This is a genomic window from Streptomyces sp. NPDC056883 (genome assembly GCF_042788835.1).
In the GTDB taxonomy this organism is placed as follows: Bacteria; Actinomycetota; Actinomycetes; order Streptomycetales; family Streptomycetaceae; genus Streptomyces; species Streptomyces stoeckheimensis.
In genome coordinates this window covers 148,818-163,221 of record NZ_JBHUBS010000002.1, presented here as the reverse complement: position 1 = coordinate 163,221, position 14,404 = coordinate 148,818, and the positions used below count along the sequence as shown (strand labels likewise).

The 14,404-nt window shown below is 74.1% G+C and carries 16 protein-coding genes; 7 read left to right on the top strand and 9 right to left on the bottom strand.

Annotated features, from left to right (window positions below):
• Positions 1–31 precede the first annotated feature (31 nt).
• Positions 32–445, top strand: coding sequence for a YchJ family protein (locus ACFRU2_RS06105; protein WP_382968194.1), 414 nt, complete (start codon positions 32–34; stop codon positions 443–445).
• Here ACFRU2_RS06105 and ACFRU2_RS06100 read toward each other — a convergent pair.
• A complete protein-coding gene (locus tag ACFRU2_RS06100; protein WP_382968191.1) occupies positions 409–1,269 on the bottom strand; it encodes a DUF6397 family protein in 861 nt (286 codons plus the stop codon). The genes ACFRU2_RS06105 and ACFRU2_RS06100 overlap by 37 nt on opposite strands.
• Before the next feature lie 123 nt (positions 1,270–1,392).
• Entirely contained in the window at positions 1,393–1,791 is a 399-nt protein-coding gene (locus ACFRU2_RS06095) for a roadblock/LC7 domain-containing protein (RefSeq protein WP_243340556.1), read from the bottom strand.
• Between the two features lie 106 nt (positions 1,792–1,897).
• Here ACFRU2_RS06095 and ACFRU2_RS06090 point away from each other — a divergent pair, with 106 nt between their 5' ends.
• Positions 1,898–2,326: a PPOX class F420-dependent oxidoreductase gene (locus tag ACFRU2_RS06090; protein WP_250745034.1), complete on the top strand. Its 429-nt coding sequence runs from the start codon at positions 1,898–1,900 to the stop codon at positions 2,324–2,326.
• Positions 2,327–2,388: 62 nt separating this feature from the next.
• Here the strand turns inward: ACFRU2_RS06090 and ACFRU2_RS06085 are convergent, their stop codons facing one another.
• The 5 genes from ACFRU2_RS06085 to ACFRU2_RS06065 all read right to left on the bottom strand — a co-directional run bounded on the left by ACFRU2_RS06085 (position 2,389) and on the right by ACFRU2_RS06065 (position 7,524).
• Positions 2,389–3,027, bottom strand: coding sequence for an ATP/GTP-binding protein (locus ACFRU2_RS06085; RefSeq protein WP_382968188.1), 639 nt, complete (start codon positions 3,025–3,027; stop codon positions 2,389–2,391).
• Positions 3,027–3,413: a DUF742 domain-containing protein gene (locus ACFRU2_RS06080; RefSeq protein WP_382968186.1), complete on the bottom strand. Its 387-nt coding sequence runs from the start codon at positions 3,411–3,413 to the stop codon at positions 3,027–3,029. The genes ACFRU2_RS06085 and ACFRU2_RS06080 overlap by 1 nt, the downstream gene beginning before the upstream one ends.
• An 11-nt stretch (positions 3,414–3,424) precedes the next feature.
• Positions 3,425–3,868, bottom strand: coding sequence for a roadblock/LC7 domain-containing protein (locus ACFRU2_RS06075; RefSeq protein WP_243340590.1), 444 nt, complete (start codon positions 3,866–3,868; stop codon positions 3,425–3,427).
• Positions 3,868–6,597 (bottom strand): nitrate- and nitrite sensing domain-containing protein, encoded by a 2,730-nt coding sequence (locus ACFRU2_RS06070; protein ID WP_382968184.1) that lies wholly within the window; start codon positions 6,595–6,597, stop codon positions 3,868–3,870. The genes ACFRU2_RS06075 and ACFRU2_RS06070 overlap by 1 nt, the downstream gene beginning before the upstream one ends.
• Positions 6,598–6,726: 129 nt before the next feature.
• Positions 6,727–7,524 carry an MHYT domain-containing protein gene (locus ACFRU2_RS06065; protein ID WP_382968182.1) on the bottom strand — a complete coding sequence of 266 codons (798 nt, stop codon included), beginning with the start codon at positions 7,522–7,524 and terminating at the stop codon, positions 6,727–6,729.
• Between the two features lie 167 nt (positions 7,525–7,691).
• On the opposite strand from ACFRU2_RS06065, the gene ACFRU2_RS06060 reads away from it, so the two are divergent.
• The 4 genes from ACFRU2_RS06060 (at position 7,692) to ACFRU2_RS06045 (ending at position 10,421) form a co-directional block, all read left to right on the top strand.
• The gene (locus ACFRU2_RS06060) at positions 7,692–8,315 is read left to right on the top strand and encodes a class I SAM-dependent methyltransferase (RefSeq protein ID WP_382968180.1); all 624 of its coding nucleotides are present in this window, start codon (positions 7,692–7,694) and stop codon (positions 8,313–8,315) included.
• A 250-nt stretch (positions 8,316–8,565) separates the two neighbouring features.
• Complete coding sequence (locus ACFRU2_RS06055) at positions 8,566–9,354, top strand: hypothetical protein (protein WP_382968178.1); 789 nt, start codon at positions 8,566–8,568, stop codon at positions 9,352–9,354.
• 120 nt (positions 9,355–9,474) lie between these two features.
• Positions 9,475–9,954: an SAM-dependent methyltransferase gene (locus ACFRU2_RS06050; RefSeq protein ID WP_382968176.1), complete on the top strand. Its 480-nt coding sequence runs from the start codon at positions 9,475–9,477 to the stop codon at positions 9,952–9,954.
• Positions 9,955–10,034: 80 nt separating this feature from the next.
• Complete coding sequence (locus ACFRU2_RS06045) at positions 10,035–10,421, top strand: hypothetical protein (RefSeq protein ID WP_382968174.1); 387 nt, start codon at positions 10,035–10,037, stop codon at positions 10,419–10,421.
• A 4-nt stretch (positions 10,422–10,425) separates the two neighbouring features.
• Here the strand turns inward: ACFRU2_RS06045 and ACFRU2_RS06040 are convergent, their stop codons facing one another.
• Positions 10,426–10,998: an MOSC domain-containing protein gene (locus ACFRU2_RS06040; RefSeq protein WP_382968171.1), complete on the bottom strand. Its 573-nt coding sequence runs from the start codon at positions 10,996–10,998 to the stop codon at positions 10,426–10,428.
• 26 nt (positions 10,999–11,024) lie between these two features.
• Positions 11,025–11,207 (bottom strand): hypothetical protein, encoded by a 183-nt coding sequence (locus ACFRU2_RS06035; protein WP_250745025.1) that lies wholly within the window; start codon positions 11,205–11,207, stop codon positions 11,025–11,027.
• Between the two features lie 240 nt (positions 11,208–11,447).
• Here ACFRU2_RS06035 and ACFRU2_RS06030 point away from each other — a divergent pair, with 240 nt between their 5' ends.
• The gene (locus ACFRU2_RS06030; protein WP_382968168.1) at positions 11,448–14,402 is read left to right on the top strand and encodes an SNF2-related protein; all 2,955 of its coding nucleotides are present in this window, start codon (positions 11,448–11,450) and stop codon (positions 14,400–14,402) included.
• Positions 14,403–14,404 lie beyond the last annotated feature (2 nt).

Sequence of the window (14,404 nt, the reverse complement as noted above, 5' to 3'; positions counted from 1 at the left end):
CCCTCCCCTCCCCGAAGAACTGAGTGCTTCCATGCCCACTCCGGCTCCCGCTCCAGCAGTCCCCTGCCCCTGCGGGCTGCCCGCCGCCTACTCGGAGTGCTGCGGCCGCTTCCACTCCGGCGAGCGGCAGGCTCCCACCGCCGAGCTGCTGATGCGCTCCCGCTTCAGCGCCTTCGCCGTCGGCGACACCGCCTATCTCCTGCGCTCCTGGCACCCGTCGACCCGGCCGGGCGTGCTCGACCTGGATCCCGGGCAGCGCTGGGAACGGCTGGAGATCCTGGCCACCGAGCGCGGCGGGATGTTCGAGACGGAGGGCTCGGTGGAATTCCGGGCGCACTACCGCGAGGGCCGGCACACCGGCTCCCTGCACGAGCACAGTTCCTTCGCCCGGGACAACGGGGCCTGGGTCTACGTGGGCCCCCTCTCCCCCGTCGACTTCGACTGACCCCTCGCTCCGGTCAGGGCGAAGTCGAGGCTGGTGCGGTACCAGCCGGTCTCGTCCGGTGACCCGGCCCGCAGCAGCCGGGTCGCCACCTCGGCGGCCGCCGGAACCTGCGGGTGCCCGTAGGGCAGGGGCGGGGCGAGCGCCCCGAGCAGGATGCGCTCCGCCGCGTCGGGCACGATCGCGCGCACGTCGTCCTCGGGGAGCACGGAGGCCAGTACGGCAGCCCGCTCCCAGGGGTCGGCGGTCCGTCTCAGCAACAGCCCGACGTGCCGTTCGCGCCACTTCCGGGGGCGCAGATCGGCCCTGGCCGCCATCAGCTCCCGGTCCGCCGACGGGGCGCTCCCCCGCAGCATTCCGGGCTCGCGGGCAGCGAAGTCCCGTAGATCCGCGGTCAGATAGAGCCACACCACCGCCCGGTAGCGGTTGATCCGGTATCCCACCGGAGTGAGGTGGCCGCAGCGTGCGAGCCGGGTGAACCGGCTGGGGCCGACCCCAAGAACCGCGGCTGCCGCCTCCGCACCCGCGACCGTCTCCACCCGCTCGCGCAGCGCGTCCGGGAACCCCTCGGCCGACCGGACCCGGTCGAGCTCGGTCCGGGTGTACCGCGCGGCCCCGGCGGGCCCCTGGGGTCCCGCCCGCACCAGACCCAGCTGCACGGCGCGGGCGAACTCGCTGCGGCTCAGCCCCAGTTCCTCGGCGGCTCGCCCGCCGCCGATCAGCCCGGCGACCTCTGCGCACCCTGCGGGCACAGACTCCACCGTCTGCGCCGCCTGCACCATCGGTGTCATCTGTGCCATCTGCGTCGCCTGTGTCATCTGCGTCATCACGCTCTCCCCACCAGAGTGATTACTGTGTGTGAAGAACGTAACTCAGAGCTACGACATCCCGCAGCGCCTGTGGACAACCCGGAAAGCGCGCAATCACCGCCCCCTCAGCCGCCGCCCTCCCTAGCCGCCGGTGATCCGCCGCTCCGCGACACCCAGGTGCTCCCCCACCCGGTTGACCAGCAGCGTCATCTCGTACGCCACGTGCCCGATATCGGCCTCGGAGGCGCTCAGCACGCACAGGCAACTGCCCGCACCCGCCGCCATGACGAACAGGACCCCGTCGTCGTACTCGACCATCGTCTGACGGACCTCACCCGCCCGGAAGTGCCGCCCCGAGCCCTTCGCCAGGCTCTGCAGCCCCGCCGCGACCGCCGCCAGGTGCTCCGCGTCCTCCCGTGCCAGTCCCGCGCTCGCGCCCGTCACCAGGCCGTCGTTGGAGAGCACCACCGCGTGCCGCACCTGCTGCACCCGCCGCGTCAAGTCGTCCAGCAGCCAGTCCAGCTGCTTGTCCAGCGCCATATACAGTCCCTCCCCGTCGACGCGGCCGAACCGGCCGCGCCCCACCCCGCATAGTCGTGCCGCCAGCCTTCCCCACCAGCGGCTTTCCGGCAAGGAGGATGGACCCATGGTGAAGAAGATGACTCAAGAGGAATGGCGGGCGTTCGTCTCCCACTCCACCCGCACCGGGAAACTGTCCACCGTCCGCGAGGACGGAAGCCCCCACATCGCTCCCATCTGGTTCGTTCTCGACGGCGACTCCTTCGTGTTCAACACCGGGAAGGACACCGTCAAGGGGCGCAATCTGGCCCGCGACGGCCGCGTCGCCCTCTGCGTGGACGACGACCGGCCCCCCTTCTCCTACGTCGTCCTCCAGGGCCGGGCCGAGATCAGCGAGGACCTGGACGCGATGCTCCCCTGGTCGACCAGGATCGGCGCCCGCTACATGGGAGAGGAGCACGGCGAGGCCTTCGGCCGCCGCAACGCCGTTCCCGGCGAGCTCCTCGTGCGCGTCTCCATCGACAAGGTGATCTCGGCTGCCGGCGTGGCCGACTGACGGCATCCGCCGCACGAATCCCGCACCGCCGACCCCGCAACACCGCCACGCCGCGGGCCGGTTCACACCGAATCGGCCCGCGGCTCCACCGACTCCAGCAACCGCGCCGTGTGCACCCGTCCCGCGTACTCCACCAGCCGGATCAGCACTTCCTTCCCCGAGTCCTTGTCCCGTGCGTCGCACAGCACCACCGGCGTCCCCTGATCCAGGTCCAGCGCCCGCGCGACCTCGTTCGAGGCGTACCGCCGCGCGTTCGCGAAGCAGTTGACGGCCACCACGAACGGGATCTTCCGGTGCTCGAAGTAGTCCACGGCCGGGAAGCAGTCCTCCAGCCGCCGCGTGTCGGCGAGGACCACCGCGCCCAGCGCCCCCTGGGACAACTCGTCCCACAGGAACCAGAACCGGTCCTGCCCCGGGGTCCCGAACAGGTACAGCGACAGCCCCGACCTGATCGTGATCCGCCCGAAGTCCATCGCCACGGTGGTCGTCGTCTTCTGGTCCACGCCGCCCGTGTCGTCGACGAGCTCACCGGCCTCGCTGAGCAGCTCCTCCGTCCTCAGGGGCCGGATCTCGCTGACCGAGCCGACCAGGGTCGTCTTGCCGACGCCGAAGCCGCCCGCCACGAGTATCTTCAGCGCGAGCGCGGCCAGTTCCTCGCCGCCCTCGGCGGCCGGCGCCGGCCCGTTGTGGTGCAGTCCCATCACAGAGCTCGCAATCCCTCGATGACTTCACGCAGAATCCGCTCGTCCGGCAGCTGTGCGGGCGGCACCGGCCGGCTGACCTTGACGTGCCCGGCCTCCAGCAGGTCCCCGAGCAGGACGCGCACCACGCCCACGGGCAGGTCCGCGTCCGCCGCGAGTTCGGCCACCGACTGGGTTTCGTCCCGGCACAGTCCGAGCAACGCCCGGTGCTCCGGTTCCAGCAGCGACTCGGCCGCCTCGTCCGTTCCCGCCGGGTCCACGGCCACCAGCGCGATCAGGTCGAACCGGACCCCGTGGGGTCCCGGCTTCGTGCGCCCGCCGGTCATGGCGTACGGACGGACGAGCGGGCCCGCGTCGGCGTCGTACCACCGGCCGTTCGTGCTCAAGGCGGCCGCCCTCAACCGGCGGCCGGCGGGCGCGCCGCGAACCGGGCCGGGGTGTACAGGTGCTCGCCGACCCGCTTGACCAGCCGGGCCATCTCGTAGGCGATGAGCCCCATGTCGGCGCCGGCCCCGCTGAGCACGGCCAGGCAGGAGCCGTCTCCGGCGGCCGCCACGAAGAGGAAGCCCTCGTCCATCTCCACCATCGTCTGGCGCACGCCCCCGGCGTGGAAGTGCCGGCCCGCGCCCTTGGCCAGGCTGTGGAAGCCGGAGGCCACGGCCGCCAGGTGCTCGGCGTCCTCCCGGCTGAGCGCGCTGGAAGCCCCCACCGCCAGGCCGTCGTTGGACAGGACCACGGCGTGCCGTACCTCGCGCACCCGGACCACGAGGTCGTCCAGGAGCCAGTCGAGTTCGCCCGACCTGCGGACGCCGTCGAGGTCGATCCTCTGATGTTCGATCATCACCGTGCTCCTTCGCCTTCGCCAGTACTGCCTGTGCCGCCCATGCCGCCCATGCCACCCGCGTCGCCCGCGCGGCCCGGACCGTCCGCGTCGGCTTCGCCGCTCGCCTGCGTGCCCCGCACCCAGCCCGCCCGGTACGCCGCCATCCGCTCGCGCGCCTGCTCGGGGCTGCGGCCGGGCGGTGCCTCCGCCCCCCGGACCCCGGCCGGGGCCTTGGGAGCGGGGGCCTCGCGCAGCTGCGGAACGAGGCTCGCCTGCCGGACCCGGCGCGGCAGTTCGGTGACCGAAGCGGCCGGACCCGAGCCGGCCGGGCCCGAGGGGCCCGATGGGCCCGATGGGGTCGCCGGAGCCGCCGTGACCGCCGGGGCGGGCGTACGGGGAACCGCGCCCGCGGAGCCGCGCGGCCGCAGCGGGGCCACCGGGGAGGGACGGGGCTCCTCGCGCACGGGGCTCCGGTCCGGGACCGGGACCCCGCGCACGTCGTCCCGTACGACGCTGATGGCCTGGGACGGCTCCCGGTAGCGCTCCCGGAGCGGTTCGGCGACCGGATCCGGCAACGGCGCAGGGGCCGGGGCCGGAGCTGCGCCGTGCTCCTCCTCGGGGTGCGGGGAGGCGGCCGTCAGGGCGCCCTGGAGCAGGGAGTTGGGGAGAAGCACCACCGCGGTGGTGCCGCCGTACGGTGACATGCGCAGGTGCACCTTCACCCCGTGGCGGGCCGAGAGGCGGCTGACCACGAAGAGCCCGAGCCGGTCGCTGTCGAAGAGGTCGAGGGCCTCGGATTGCTCGATGCGCCGGTTGGCCTCCTGGAGGGATTCGCGGCCCATGCCGAGTCCGCGGTCCTCCACCTCCAGGACGTAGCCGGCGCCGACGGGTTCTCCGCTGACCCGGACCTTGGTGTGGGGCGGGGAGAACTGGGTGGCGTTCTCGATGAGTTCGGCCAGCAGGTGGGTGAGGTCGGCGACGGCTCCGCCGACGACGGCGGCCTCGGCGAGCTGGCGGACCTCGACGCGCGGGTAGTCCTCGATCTCGGAGACGGCGGCCCGTACGACGTTCGTCAGCGGGATCGGCATCCGCCAGGCGCGTCCGGGAGCGGCGCCCGAGAGGATGATCAGGCTTTCCGCGTGCCGCCGCATGCGGGTGGTGAGGTGGTCGAGGCGGAAGAGGTCGCCGAGCTCGTTCGGGTCGTCGGCGCGGCGTTCCATCGAGTCGAGCAGGGTGAGCTGCTTGTGCACCAGGACCTGGCTGCGCCGGGCGAGGTTGACGAAGACCCCGCTCACGCCGCTGGCCAGTTCGGCGCGTTCGACGGCGGCGCTGAGGGCGGCCCGGTGGACCGTGGCCAGTGCCTCGCCGACCTGGGCGATCTCGTCGTCGGCGGCCGGTCCCCGCGGGGTCTCGGCGGCCACGTCGATGTCCTGCCCGGCCCGCAACCGGTCCATGGCCTGCGGGAGTTTGCGGTGGGCGATCTCCAGCGCGGTGTTGCGCAGCGAGACCAGTTCGACGACGAGGGCCCGGCCGATGCGGACCGAGATGACGAGCGAGGCGGCCACGGCGGCCAGGCCCAGGAGGACGGCGGCTCCGGCGGGACTCAGCGCACCCGCGCCGAACGGGTCGGTGCGGTCGGCGGATGCCGCGTGGGCGGCGTCCGCGATCTCCCGCATCGAGCCGGCGACGGAGGTGTAGGCCGCCTCCCAGCCGGGGGGCGGGCCGGCGGTCCCGGCACCGGCCGCGGCGGCCAGCGCCCGGTCCTCGGCCCCGGTGAGGTCGGCGTAGGCGGCGCTCTTGGCCACGGACTGCCAGGCGTCCTGCTGTGCGCCGGGCAGGTCCCGGGCCGCGGTGGCCGTCAGGGCCCGACGGGTCTCGACCGCGCCGGTCAGCCGGCGAAGCGTTTCGGCGGTGCGCGGCCCCGGCGCCGTCAGCAGGGCGTCCTCCCTCGACAGCTGTTCCCCGGCCCGCGCGAACTCCAGCAGGACCCGGGCGTCGACGCCCAGTTCGGCGTCCTGGCCTCCTCCGGAGAGGGCCCCGCCGACCTCCAGCGCCGCGTCGATCACCCGGGTGTACGTCGCGTACGCCGCTTCCGGGGTGGCCCGGTGCCCGGCGACGTCCTTGCGCGCCGGCCCCAGTCCCTCGGCGGCGGCGACGAACTCGCGCAGCCGGATGACGATGTCGGAGCGGTAGTCGCCGGAGTCGGCCACGGTGTTGCGGTCGCCGAGCCGCAGGGCCCGTACGGCGCCGTCGGTGCGGCGTGCCTGTTCGTCCAGGGCGGCGGCCTGGCCGGGTGCCTGGGCGGCGGCCGCCTGGCCGGCGGTGGGGTCGGCCAGCAGCCGTACGGCCGTACGCCGTTCGGCCTGCAGGGCGGTGACGGCGGCCTCGACCGGTGCCCGGAGCTCACGGTCGACGCGCTGGGCGCGGCTGAGGCGGGCGACGTCCTGGGCCGCGTCGACGGTCGCGAAGGCCCAGAGGGCGAGCAGGGAGACCACCGGCACCATCAGCAGCGAGACGATCTTCGCTCGGACGGTGGCGGGGCGCAGCCGCAGGCGCGGACCGCGGCCACCGCCCCCGGCCCCGCCGGGTATGGCCCCGAGCACGTCGGAGGCGGCGCGCTCCGCCTGCTCCTCGGCGGGCGGTCCGGCGTGCGCCCGGCGGCCCGGCCCCTTGCCGCGACCACCCGCCGGCGCGGGCGCGGGCGGCCGCGACGCCGCTGCTTCCGGTGTTCTGCGGGGTCTGCGCATGGGCTCCTCGTTCCGGGCGGTGCGCACGTACGTGACGGTCGCGGGGGCGGTGGCGGTGGCGTGGCGTGGCGGCGGGTATCGGCGGCGGTCGGGCGCCGTTCGAGGCGGCGGCCGGACGGCGGCCGGGCCTCAGCCGGTGGGGGCGGTGGCGGCCCGCTCTCCCAGGCGCAGGTCGGCGGAGGCCATCGCGGAGGCCTCCCGCTCGTCGGCGGTCGGTGAGAGGGCGACGAACGCGGAGGTGATGAAGAGGTAGGAGCCGAGGCCGACGGCGAGCGGGAAGATGAACTGCATGGCGGTGGCGCCCGGCAGGGCCGCGTCCGAGGGGGTGACCTCGACGGCGACCGCGAGCATGCCGGTGTAGTGCATGCTGCTGACGGCGCCGCCCATCACGAGCGAGGCGACGGCGACGGCCACCGGGGACTTGATGTTGAGGGCCGCCCACAGGGCCGCCGTGGCCGCGACGACCGCGATGGCGACGGAGAGCCCGACGGTGAGCGGCTCGTAGGAGACCGAGCCGTGCAGGCGCAGGGCCGCCATGCCGAGGTAGTGCATGCTGGCGACGCCGAGGCCGGTGGTGAGGCCGCCGACGACGAGGGCCCGGCCGCGGTCCTTCCCGTAGCCGACGGCGAAGACCCCGGCGCCGACGACGATCATCGCGACGAGGAGGCTGAGGATGGTCAGCGGCACGTTGTAGCGGATCTCGGTCCCGGTGACGTGGAAGCCGAGCATGGCGACGAAGTGCATCGTCCAGATCCCGGTGCCGATGGCCGAGGCCGCGGTGAGGAGCCAGTTGCGGCGGGAGGTTCCGGTCGTCGCGGCGAGCGCGCGAACGGTGCAGCGCAGGCCGAGGGCGGCGCCGATCGAAGCCATCACGTATGACAGCGCGGGGGTAAGCCAGCCATAGGCGGCGTGGTCCAGGTGTCCCATGGCCACGGAAGCTAGTCCGGGTGAGGGAGCGAACACGGGCCGCATTTCGAAAGCCACTGGAACTGCTGGAATATGACAGAGATACGTTCATCTTCGATCACGCCACGTACCACCTTGCACACGTTCCGCAGGCATGTGCCGGAGCCCCGGTGAGGGATCATGGGCACATGAGCGAAGACCGCACACAGGACCAGACCCGGGACCGTGGCCACGTCCAGGAGTTCTTCGGGGCGCGCGCGGCCGGCTGGGACCGCAAGTTCCCCGGCGACGGGCCCGCCTTCGCGACCGCCGTCGGCGAGTTCGAACTGCGCCCCGGCGACCGGGTGCTCGACGCGGGATGTGGCACCGGGCGGGCGCTGACCGCGCTCCGCGCGGCCGTCGGACCGTCGGGGACGGTGCTCGGCGCCGATGTCACCCCGCAGATGCTGGCTGCCGCGCACGAGGCCGGCCGGGACGCGGAGGGCGCCCTGCTGCTCGCGGACGTGGCCCGGCTGCCGCTGCGCGACGGGGTGCTGGACGCCGTGTTCGCCGCCGGTCTCATCGCCCATCTGCCCGACCCCGGGGCCAACTTGCGCGAGCTCGCCCGGGTGGTCCGCCCGGGCGGCCGGCTCGCGCTGTTCCACCCGATCGGGCGGGCGGCCCTCGCGGCGCGCCACGGCCGCGAACTGACCCCGGACGACATGCGCGCCGAGCACAACCTGGGCCCGCTGCTGGCCGGTTCGGGCTGGCGGATGACCTCGTACGCCGACGAGGACTCCCGCTTCCTCGCGCTGGCGGTCCGCACCCCCTGATCACGACCGACGCATCCTTTACGTCGGCCACTTGCCCGGAGCCCGCCAAGCCGGTCCGGACCGGCCCGGAGCGTGAGCCGGACCTCCGGCCGACCGGCGCGGGTCCCGTACGGGGCATCCGCCCGAGCCGGGCACCGGCCACGCACCGGCCGTGCAGGTGAGCGGCTTGGAAATCGCCTCCCGCCAGCTCTCGACGCGGTGGTTACTCGCTGGTTAGGGTGCGCCGACGAGAGAACGACCGGGAGGCCACGTGTCCGAAGAGGAGGACGGCGGGTCGCTGTACGTGCTGACCGCCGTGCTGCTGACCCCCGCGCAGTTCCCGAGCATCCTGGGTGACGACTACCCCGAGGCCTGCTCGCTGCTCGGCGTGCCGCCGGCGGCCGCCGGGTACGGCCTGGTGCTGGGGCAGGACGAGGAAGGCGCGCGCTGGACGGTCGTGGTCGACGACGTCTCGCTCGTGGCCATGGCCATCGCCTCGTGGGACTGCGGGATGGAGTACGACCTGTCCCCCGACGAACGGTCCATCGTGGTCTCGCTGGCGGGCTGGCCCCTGGCGCTCGCGGTGGCCACGGCCGGGATCCCCGATCCGCACGATCCCGAGCAGGGTGCGGACGGCACGGGGCGGGTGCCGCTGGCCCCGCCGTCGGCCGAGACCTGGGGGCCGGTGCAGCGGCGGATGGGCGCCGACCAGATCGCCCGGGAGTGGGCCGACTGGAGCGAGCGCGTGGCCACGGACGGCGGGGCCGCCGCGGCCGCGCACCCGGGGCTGGCGCGGGCTTTGGAGCAGGCTCTGGCGTATACGCAGAGCCCGCCGCCGCCCGGCAGGGTGCGGTCGTCCTTCGCGGGCGACGAGGCGCGGACGCTGCGCGTCGACGGGCCCGGGTGGTCCCTGGTGGCCCGCACCGACGGGGCCGCCTTCGTCCTGCTCGACGAGGAGCCGAGCGAGGTGCTGGCCGTACCGCACGAGGCCCAGGGGGAGCTTCCGGAGCTGTCGGAGCTGCTGGCGGCGCTGGACCGGGTGGCCGTGCGGCCTGCCTGAGCGGGGCGGGCGGGGCGGGCGGGGCGGGGCCCAGCAGGGGTGCGGTGCGACGCAAGGCCCGGGTGAGCCGCGTGCGGGGTGTTCGATGGACGGGCTGGGTGTGAGGGGGAGGATGCGCTGATGGATCCGGTGGAAGTGGTCCCGGTGGGCATGGTGGTGGGCGGCCGCTCGGAGGTCGTCGACGACGACTGGGGGCGGGAGACGGCGGTGATCCGGCTGGACCGGGAGCGGTTCGGTCCGGAAGCCCTGTACGGGCTGGAGGACTTCTCGCACGTCGAGGTGGTCTTCCACTTCGACCGGGTGCCACAGGACAAGATCGAGACGGGCGCGCGGCGCCCCCGGGGCAATCCGGACTGGCCGCTCGTCGGCATCTTCGCCCAGCGCGGCAAGAACCGGCCCAACCGGCTGGGCCTCTCGCGCTGTCGCGTCCTGAAGGTGGACGTACTGGCGGCGGACGGCCCGGAGTTGCACGTGGAGGGGCTGGACGCGGTCGCGGGCACGCCGGTGCTCGACCTCAAGCCGTACATGACGGAATTCGGCCCGCGCGGCGAGCACCGCCAGCCGGAATGGGCGACGGAGCTGATGCGGGACTACTACTGAGTCGCGCGGGGTGCGGCGGGGCTCCGCGTGTAGGGTCCGAGATTCCGTGAGCACGTTGGGCGAGCCGACAGGAGTGCGGCATGACCGCGGTGACCCGTCTGGTCACGTACACCGATCTGCACGCCGGCGCCACGAACGCTCGGCAGCTGTCGGTGTCGGCACGGCTGGAGGCCGTCCTCGCGGACGGCCGCAGCGTGGTGTTGCTCGACGACCGCGGCTGGAGCACCTCGGGCCCTTCGGGCCTCCCTGCGCTGACCTCCCCCGAGGACATCGCGGAGACGGCCCGGACGGTGGTCGGACCGGACGAGCCGTTCGACGGCATGACGCAGGAGCAGATGGCCGCCGGACACTGGGGCTACCTGGCCGGCGTCCTCGGGGAGCAGGGAGTGGACGTGACGGCCCACGAGCTGGAGCGGCTGCCCCACGACGTGGTGCTCGGCGAGCGTCTGCGCGCGTGGCTCGGCTGAGCGGTCAGACGCGGTCGAGGGGGACGTGGGGAGTCGGCGGCAGGGTGACCTCGATGGTGTCGCCGGGCTGGATGGTGCCACCCCGGTGGACCACGCCCATGATTCCGGCCTTGCGGAGCACGTTGCCCTCGTCGTCCCTGCCCACCACCTGCTTGAGCAGCCCGTGCTGGAAGGTGTCGATCTGCAGGCACGGGTTGCGCAGCCCGGTCACCTCGACCACCGCGTCCGCGCCGAGGCGCAGCAACGTGCCGGTCGGCAGGGCGAGCAGGTCTATGCCTTCGGTGGTGACGTTCTCCCCGAGCTGCCCCGGCTCGACCTGGTGACCGGCGTCGGCGACCTCCTCGAAGAGCTCCCGGTGGATCAGGTGCACCTGCCGGAGGTTCGGCTGCGTGGGGTCCTGGGCCACGCGGGAGCGGTGCTTGACCGTGACCCCGGCGTGCACGTCGCCCTCGACCCCGAGCCCCTCGAGGAGCGTGATGCTCTCGCGGGTGGGCTTGGTGAACGAGTAGACCCCGTTGCTGCTGACCGCCGCGACCTGCGCCGCGCCTGCCGCGCTCGCTCTGCTCGCCGTGCTCATGGTTGGCCCCCCTGCCCCTGCCGCCGTCAGCGGCCGATCTGCTTCCTGGATATGCCCCGCAGCCTACGACGCTGGGAGGAGTCCAACAGCAGGTAGGCGGCGACCGGAACGCCGATCAGGACCAGCAGTCCGGCCCAGAACCCGACCGTCCAGAACAGTGCGATGGCTGCCACCACACCGGCAACCGCGATCTTTCCGCTCGTGGACATCTGCGGCACCCTCTTTCTCCGTAGGCCACTACCCCACACAACGCGCGCTCCGGGCCCCGCGTTCCCGGCTCCTCGTTTTCGTCCGGTCCGCCGCCCCTCCCGCGCACGGCGGCTCGCGCACGCCCGCTCACGCGAACGGCCGAGGACGTGATCCGGGTCACCGCGTCGCCGCGGGGCGGGGAGGCCGTCGGTGGGTTACTCTCGGCCACTCCGTATTCGGTAGTCAAGTTTGAGGAATGCGTGCTCCCAACGATCTCCGGCCTCATCCCCTGCTCCACCGTCTTCCTCCCCGCCGATCCGGCCCGCGAGGGCCGGATCGCCTTCTGGCGGCCCGACCCGGCCGAAAGCCTCCACCTCGGCGGCCTGGGCACCCCCGAGCAACTCACCATCGTCACGCCCGACCTGCGGCGCACCACCGTGCCGGCCCTCGTCCTGCCCCTCGCCGAAGCCCTGCCGCTGCTCACCCGGGTCCGGTCCGCCGCATCGGCCGGAGCAGCGCCCTTCTGGGGCGCCGCCACCCTGCTGGCCCTGCGCTTCGCCGCGCGCGGGCTCCTGCTGCCCGGGCTGAGCCCCGCCGGGTACGACGCCTGGCGGCTCGGGCCGCTGGACGCCGCCGATCTGGAGGAGGTACGGGAGCTGGCGGCGGCCATGCCGCCCGACGCGCACTGCGTACCGATCGGCTTCGGCGACGGCGGGGCCACGGCCGACACCGGCACCGGCACCGGCACCGCCGGGGATGGTGACCTCGCCGTCCCGCCGCGGCTGCCCGCCCCGGAGCCGCTGCTGCGCGCCTTCCTCGACGCCGTCGCCGACATCCTGCCCCGCTCCCCCGCCGCGCCCGCCGCCGCCGGCGGCTCCGCCTACGCCGCCCGCCCGCCGCAGCTCCACCCCGAACTGCGCGACTGGGCCGCGGAGGTCGCGGCCGGGCACGACGCCGGGGTCCGCGTCTCGCTCCGCATCGACGTGGACCCGGACGCCCGGCCCGCCGCCTTCCGCGCCGTCCTGCAGATGCACGGCCTCGCCGACGCCACGCTCGTCGCGGACGCAGCCGACGTCTGGGCCGGGTCCGGACCCGCCGCGGCCGCCTTCCCGCCCGGTGCCCGCCTGGACGCCCTCCGGGCCCTGCGCCGCGCCGCCCGCCTGTGGCCGCCGCTCGCACCCCTGCTCGGCGCCGCCGTCCCCGACGCGGTGGACCTCGCCGACGAGGAGGTCGCGGAGCTGCTCGGGGAAGCCGCCGGCGCCCTGGCGGCCGACGGGGTGCAGGTGCACTGGCCGCGCGGGCTCGCCCGTACGCTCACCGCGCGGGCCGTCGTGGGCCGGCCCGCCACCGGCTCCGACCTGCCGGGCATGTCGGGCCCGTCCGGCCTGCCGGGGCCGCCCTCCGCCACCTCCGCGCACCCCGTCGGCTGGCGCTACGCCCTGAGCGGCCAGGGCGATCTGACCGCCGATGAACTGGACCGGCTCGCCGAGGCGAAGCGGCCCCTGGTCCGGCTGCGCGACCAGTGGATCCTGATCGATCCGGCCGCGGCCCGCCGGGCCCGGGCCCTCGCCCGCGAGAACCGCGAGGTGACGGCCGCCGATGCACTGGCAGCCGTACTGACCGGCTCGGCGGAGCTCGGCGGCACGCGGTACGACGTAGAGGCCACCGGTCCGCTGGAACGGCTCCGCACGCTCCTCACGGCCGACCCCGAGCACCCCGCCCCGGAGCACTCCGACTTACAGGCTCACGCGCAGGCCGACGTACAAGCCCCGGCCGCCCTCCGCGCGAGCCTGCGCGACTACCAGCTGCGCGGCCTGCGCTGGCTCGCCCGCCTCACCGGGCTCGGCTTCGGCGCCTGCCTCGCCGACGACATGGGCCTCGGCAAGACCGTCACGCTGATCGCCCTGCACCTGCACCGCCAGGAGCACGGGCACGAGGGCCCGACGCTGGTGGTCTGCCCGGCCTCGCTGCTCGGCAACTGGCAGCGCGAGATCGAGAAGTTCGCCCCCGGCACGCCGGTGCGCCGCTTCCACGGCGCCGGCCGCGACCTCGAAGGGACGGCCGACCGGCCCGCCGCGGGATTCGTCCTCACCACCTACGGCACCATGCGCCTGGACGCGCCCCGACTGGCCGCCGTGCGCTGGGGCATGGTCGTCGCGGACGAGGCCCAGCACGTCAAGAACCCGCGCTCCTCGACCGCCAGGGCCCTGCGCACCATCCCGTCGGCGGCCCGTGTCGCCCTCACGGGCACCCCGGTCGAGAACAACCTGTCCGAGCTGTGGGCCGTCCTCGACTGGACCACGCCCGGCCTCCTCGGCCGCCTCGGCACCTTCCGCACGCGCTACGCCGAGCCGGTCGAAAGCGGCCGGGACCCGCGGGCGGCGGCCCGGCTCGGGGCGCTCGTCAGGCCGTTCCTGCTCCGCCGCAAGAAGTCGGACCCCGGGATCGCGCCCGAGCTGCCGCCGAAGACCGAGACCGACCACGCGGTGTCCCTGACCCGTGAACAGGCCGGGCTGTACGAGGCGGTCGTGCGCGAGACCCTCGCCGCGATCGCCGCGGCGGACGGGATGGAGCGCCGCGGGCTCGTCGTCAAACTGCTCACCTCGCTCAAGCAGATCTGCAACCACCCGGCCCAGTACACGAAGGAGCCGCAGGGTTCGAAGGAGTCCACCGGGGCGGTCTCCGGCAAGCTGGAGCTCCTCGACGAGCTGCTCGACACGATCCTGGCCGAGGGCGGCTCGGTGCTGGTCTTCACCCAGTACGTGACGATGGCCCGCATCATCGAACGCCATCTCACCGCGCGCGGCATCGCCTCCCAACTGCTGCACGGAGGCACACCAGTTCCGCGCCGGGAGGAGCTCGTGGACCGCTTCCAGGCGGGCGAGGTCCCCGTCTTTCTGCTCTCCCTCAAGGCCGCGGGCACCGGCCTCAACCTCACCCGCGCCGGCCACGTCATCCACTACGACCGCTGGTGGAACCCGGCCGTCGAAGAACAGGCCACCGACCGCGCCTACCGCATCGGCCAGACCCAGCCCGTCCAGGTCCACCGCATCATCGCCGAAGGCACCGTCGAAGACCGGATCGCGGAACTCCTCGAGCGCAAACGCGCCCTGGCCGACGCCGTGCTGACGGGCGGCGAGGCCGCGCTGACCGAACTGAGCGATGCGGAGCTGGCCGAACTGGTCGCGCTCCGCCCGACCACCTCCGGGGAGTGACA

Excerpts from the sequence above, each read along its gene's own strand:
- ACFRU2_RS06105 (WP_382968194.1), top strand. The coding sequence starts at position 32 with ATGCCCACTCCGGCTCCCGCTCCAGCAGTCCCCTGCCCCTGCGGGCTG.
- ACFRU2_RS06100 (WP_382968191.1), bottom strand. The coding sequence starts at position 1,269 with ATGACGCAGATGACACAGGCGACGCAGATGGCACAGATGACACCGATG.
- ACFRU2_RS06095 (WP_243340556.1), bottom strand. The coding sequence starts at position 1,791 with ATGGCGCTGGACAAGCAGCTGGACTGGCTGCTGGACGACTTGACGCGG.
- ACFRU2_RS06090 (WP_250745034.1), top strand. The coding sequence starts at position 1,898 with ATGGTGAAGAAGATGACTCAAGAGGAATGGCGGGCGTTCGTCTCCCAC.
- ACFRU2_RS06085 (WP_382968188.1), bottom strand. The coding sequence starts at position 3,027 with ATGGGACTGCACCACAACGGGCCGGCGCCGGCCGCCGAGGGCGGCGAG.
- ACFRU2_RS06075 (WP_243340590.1), bottom strand. The coding sequence starts at position 3,868 with ATGATCGAACATCAGAGGATCGACCTCGACGGCGTCCGCAGGTCGGGC.
- ACFRU2_RS06070 (WP_382968184.1), bottom strand. The coding sequence starts at position 6,597 with ATGCGCAGACCCCGCAGAACACCGGAAGCAGCGGCGTCGCGGCCGCCC.
- ACFRU2_RS06065 (WP_382968182.1), bottom strand. The coding sequence starts at position 7,524 with ATGGGACACCTGGACCACGCCGCCTATGGCTGGCTTACCCCCGCGCTG.
- ACFRU2_RS06060 (WP_382968180.1), top strand. The coding sequence starts at position 7,692 with ATGAGCGAAGACCGCACACAGGACCAGACCCGGGACCGTGGCCACGTC.
- ACFRU2_RS06050 (WP_382968176.1), top strand. The coding sequence starts at position 9,475 with ATGGATCCGGTGGAAGTGGTCCCGGTGGGCATGGTGGTGGGCGGCCGC.
- ACFRU2_RS06045 (WP_382968174.1), top strand. The coding sequence starts at position 10,035 with ATGACCGCGGTGACCCGTCTGGTCACGTACACCGATCTGCACGCCGGC.
- ACFRU2_RS06040 (WP_382968171.1), bottom strand. The coding sequence starts at position 10,998 with ATGAGCACGGCGAGCAGAGCGAGCGCGGCAGGCGCGGCGCAGGTCGCG.
- ACFRU2_RS06035 (WP_250745025.1), bottom strand. The coding sequence starts at position 11,207 with ATGTCCACGAGCGGAAAGATCGCGGTTGCCGGTGTGGTGGCAGCCATC.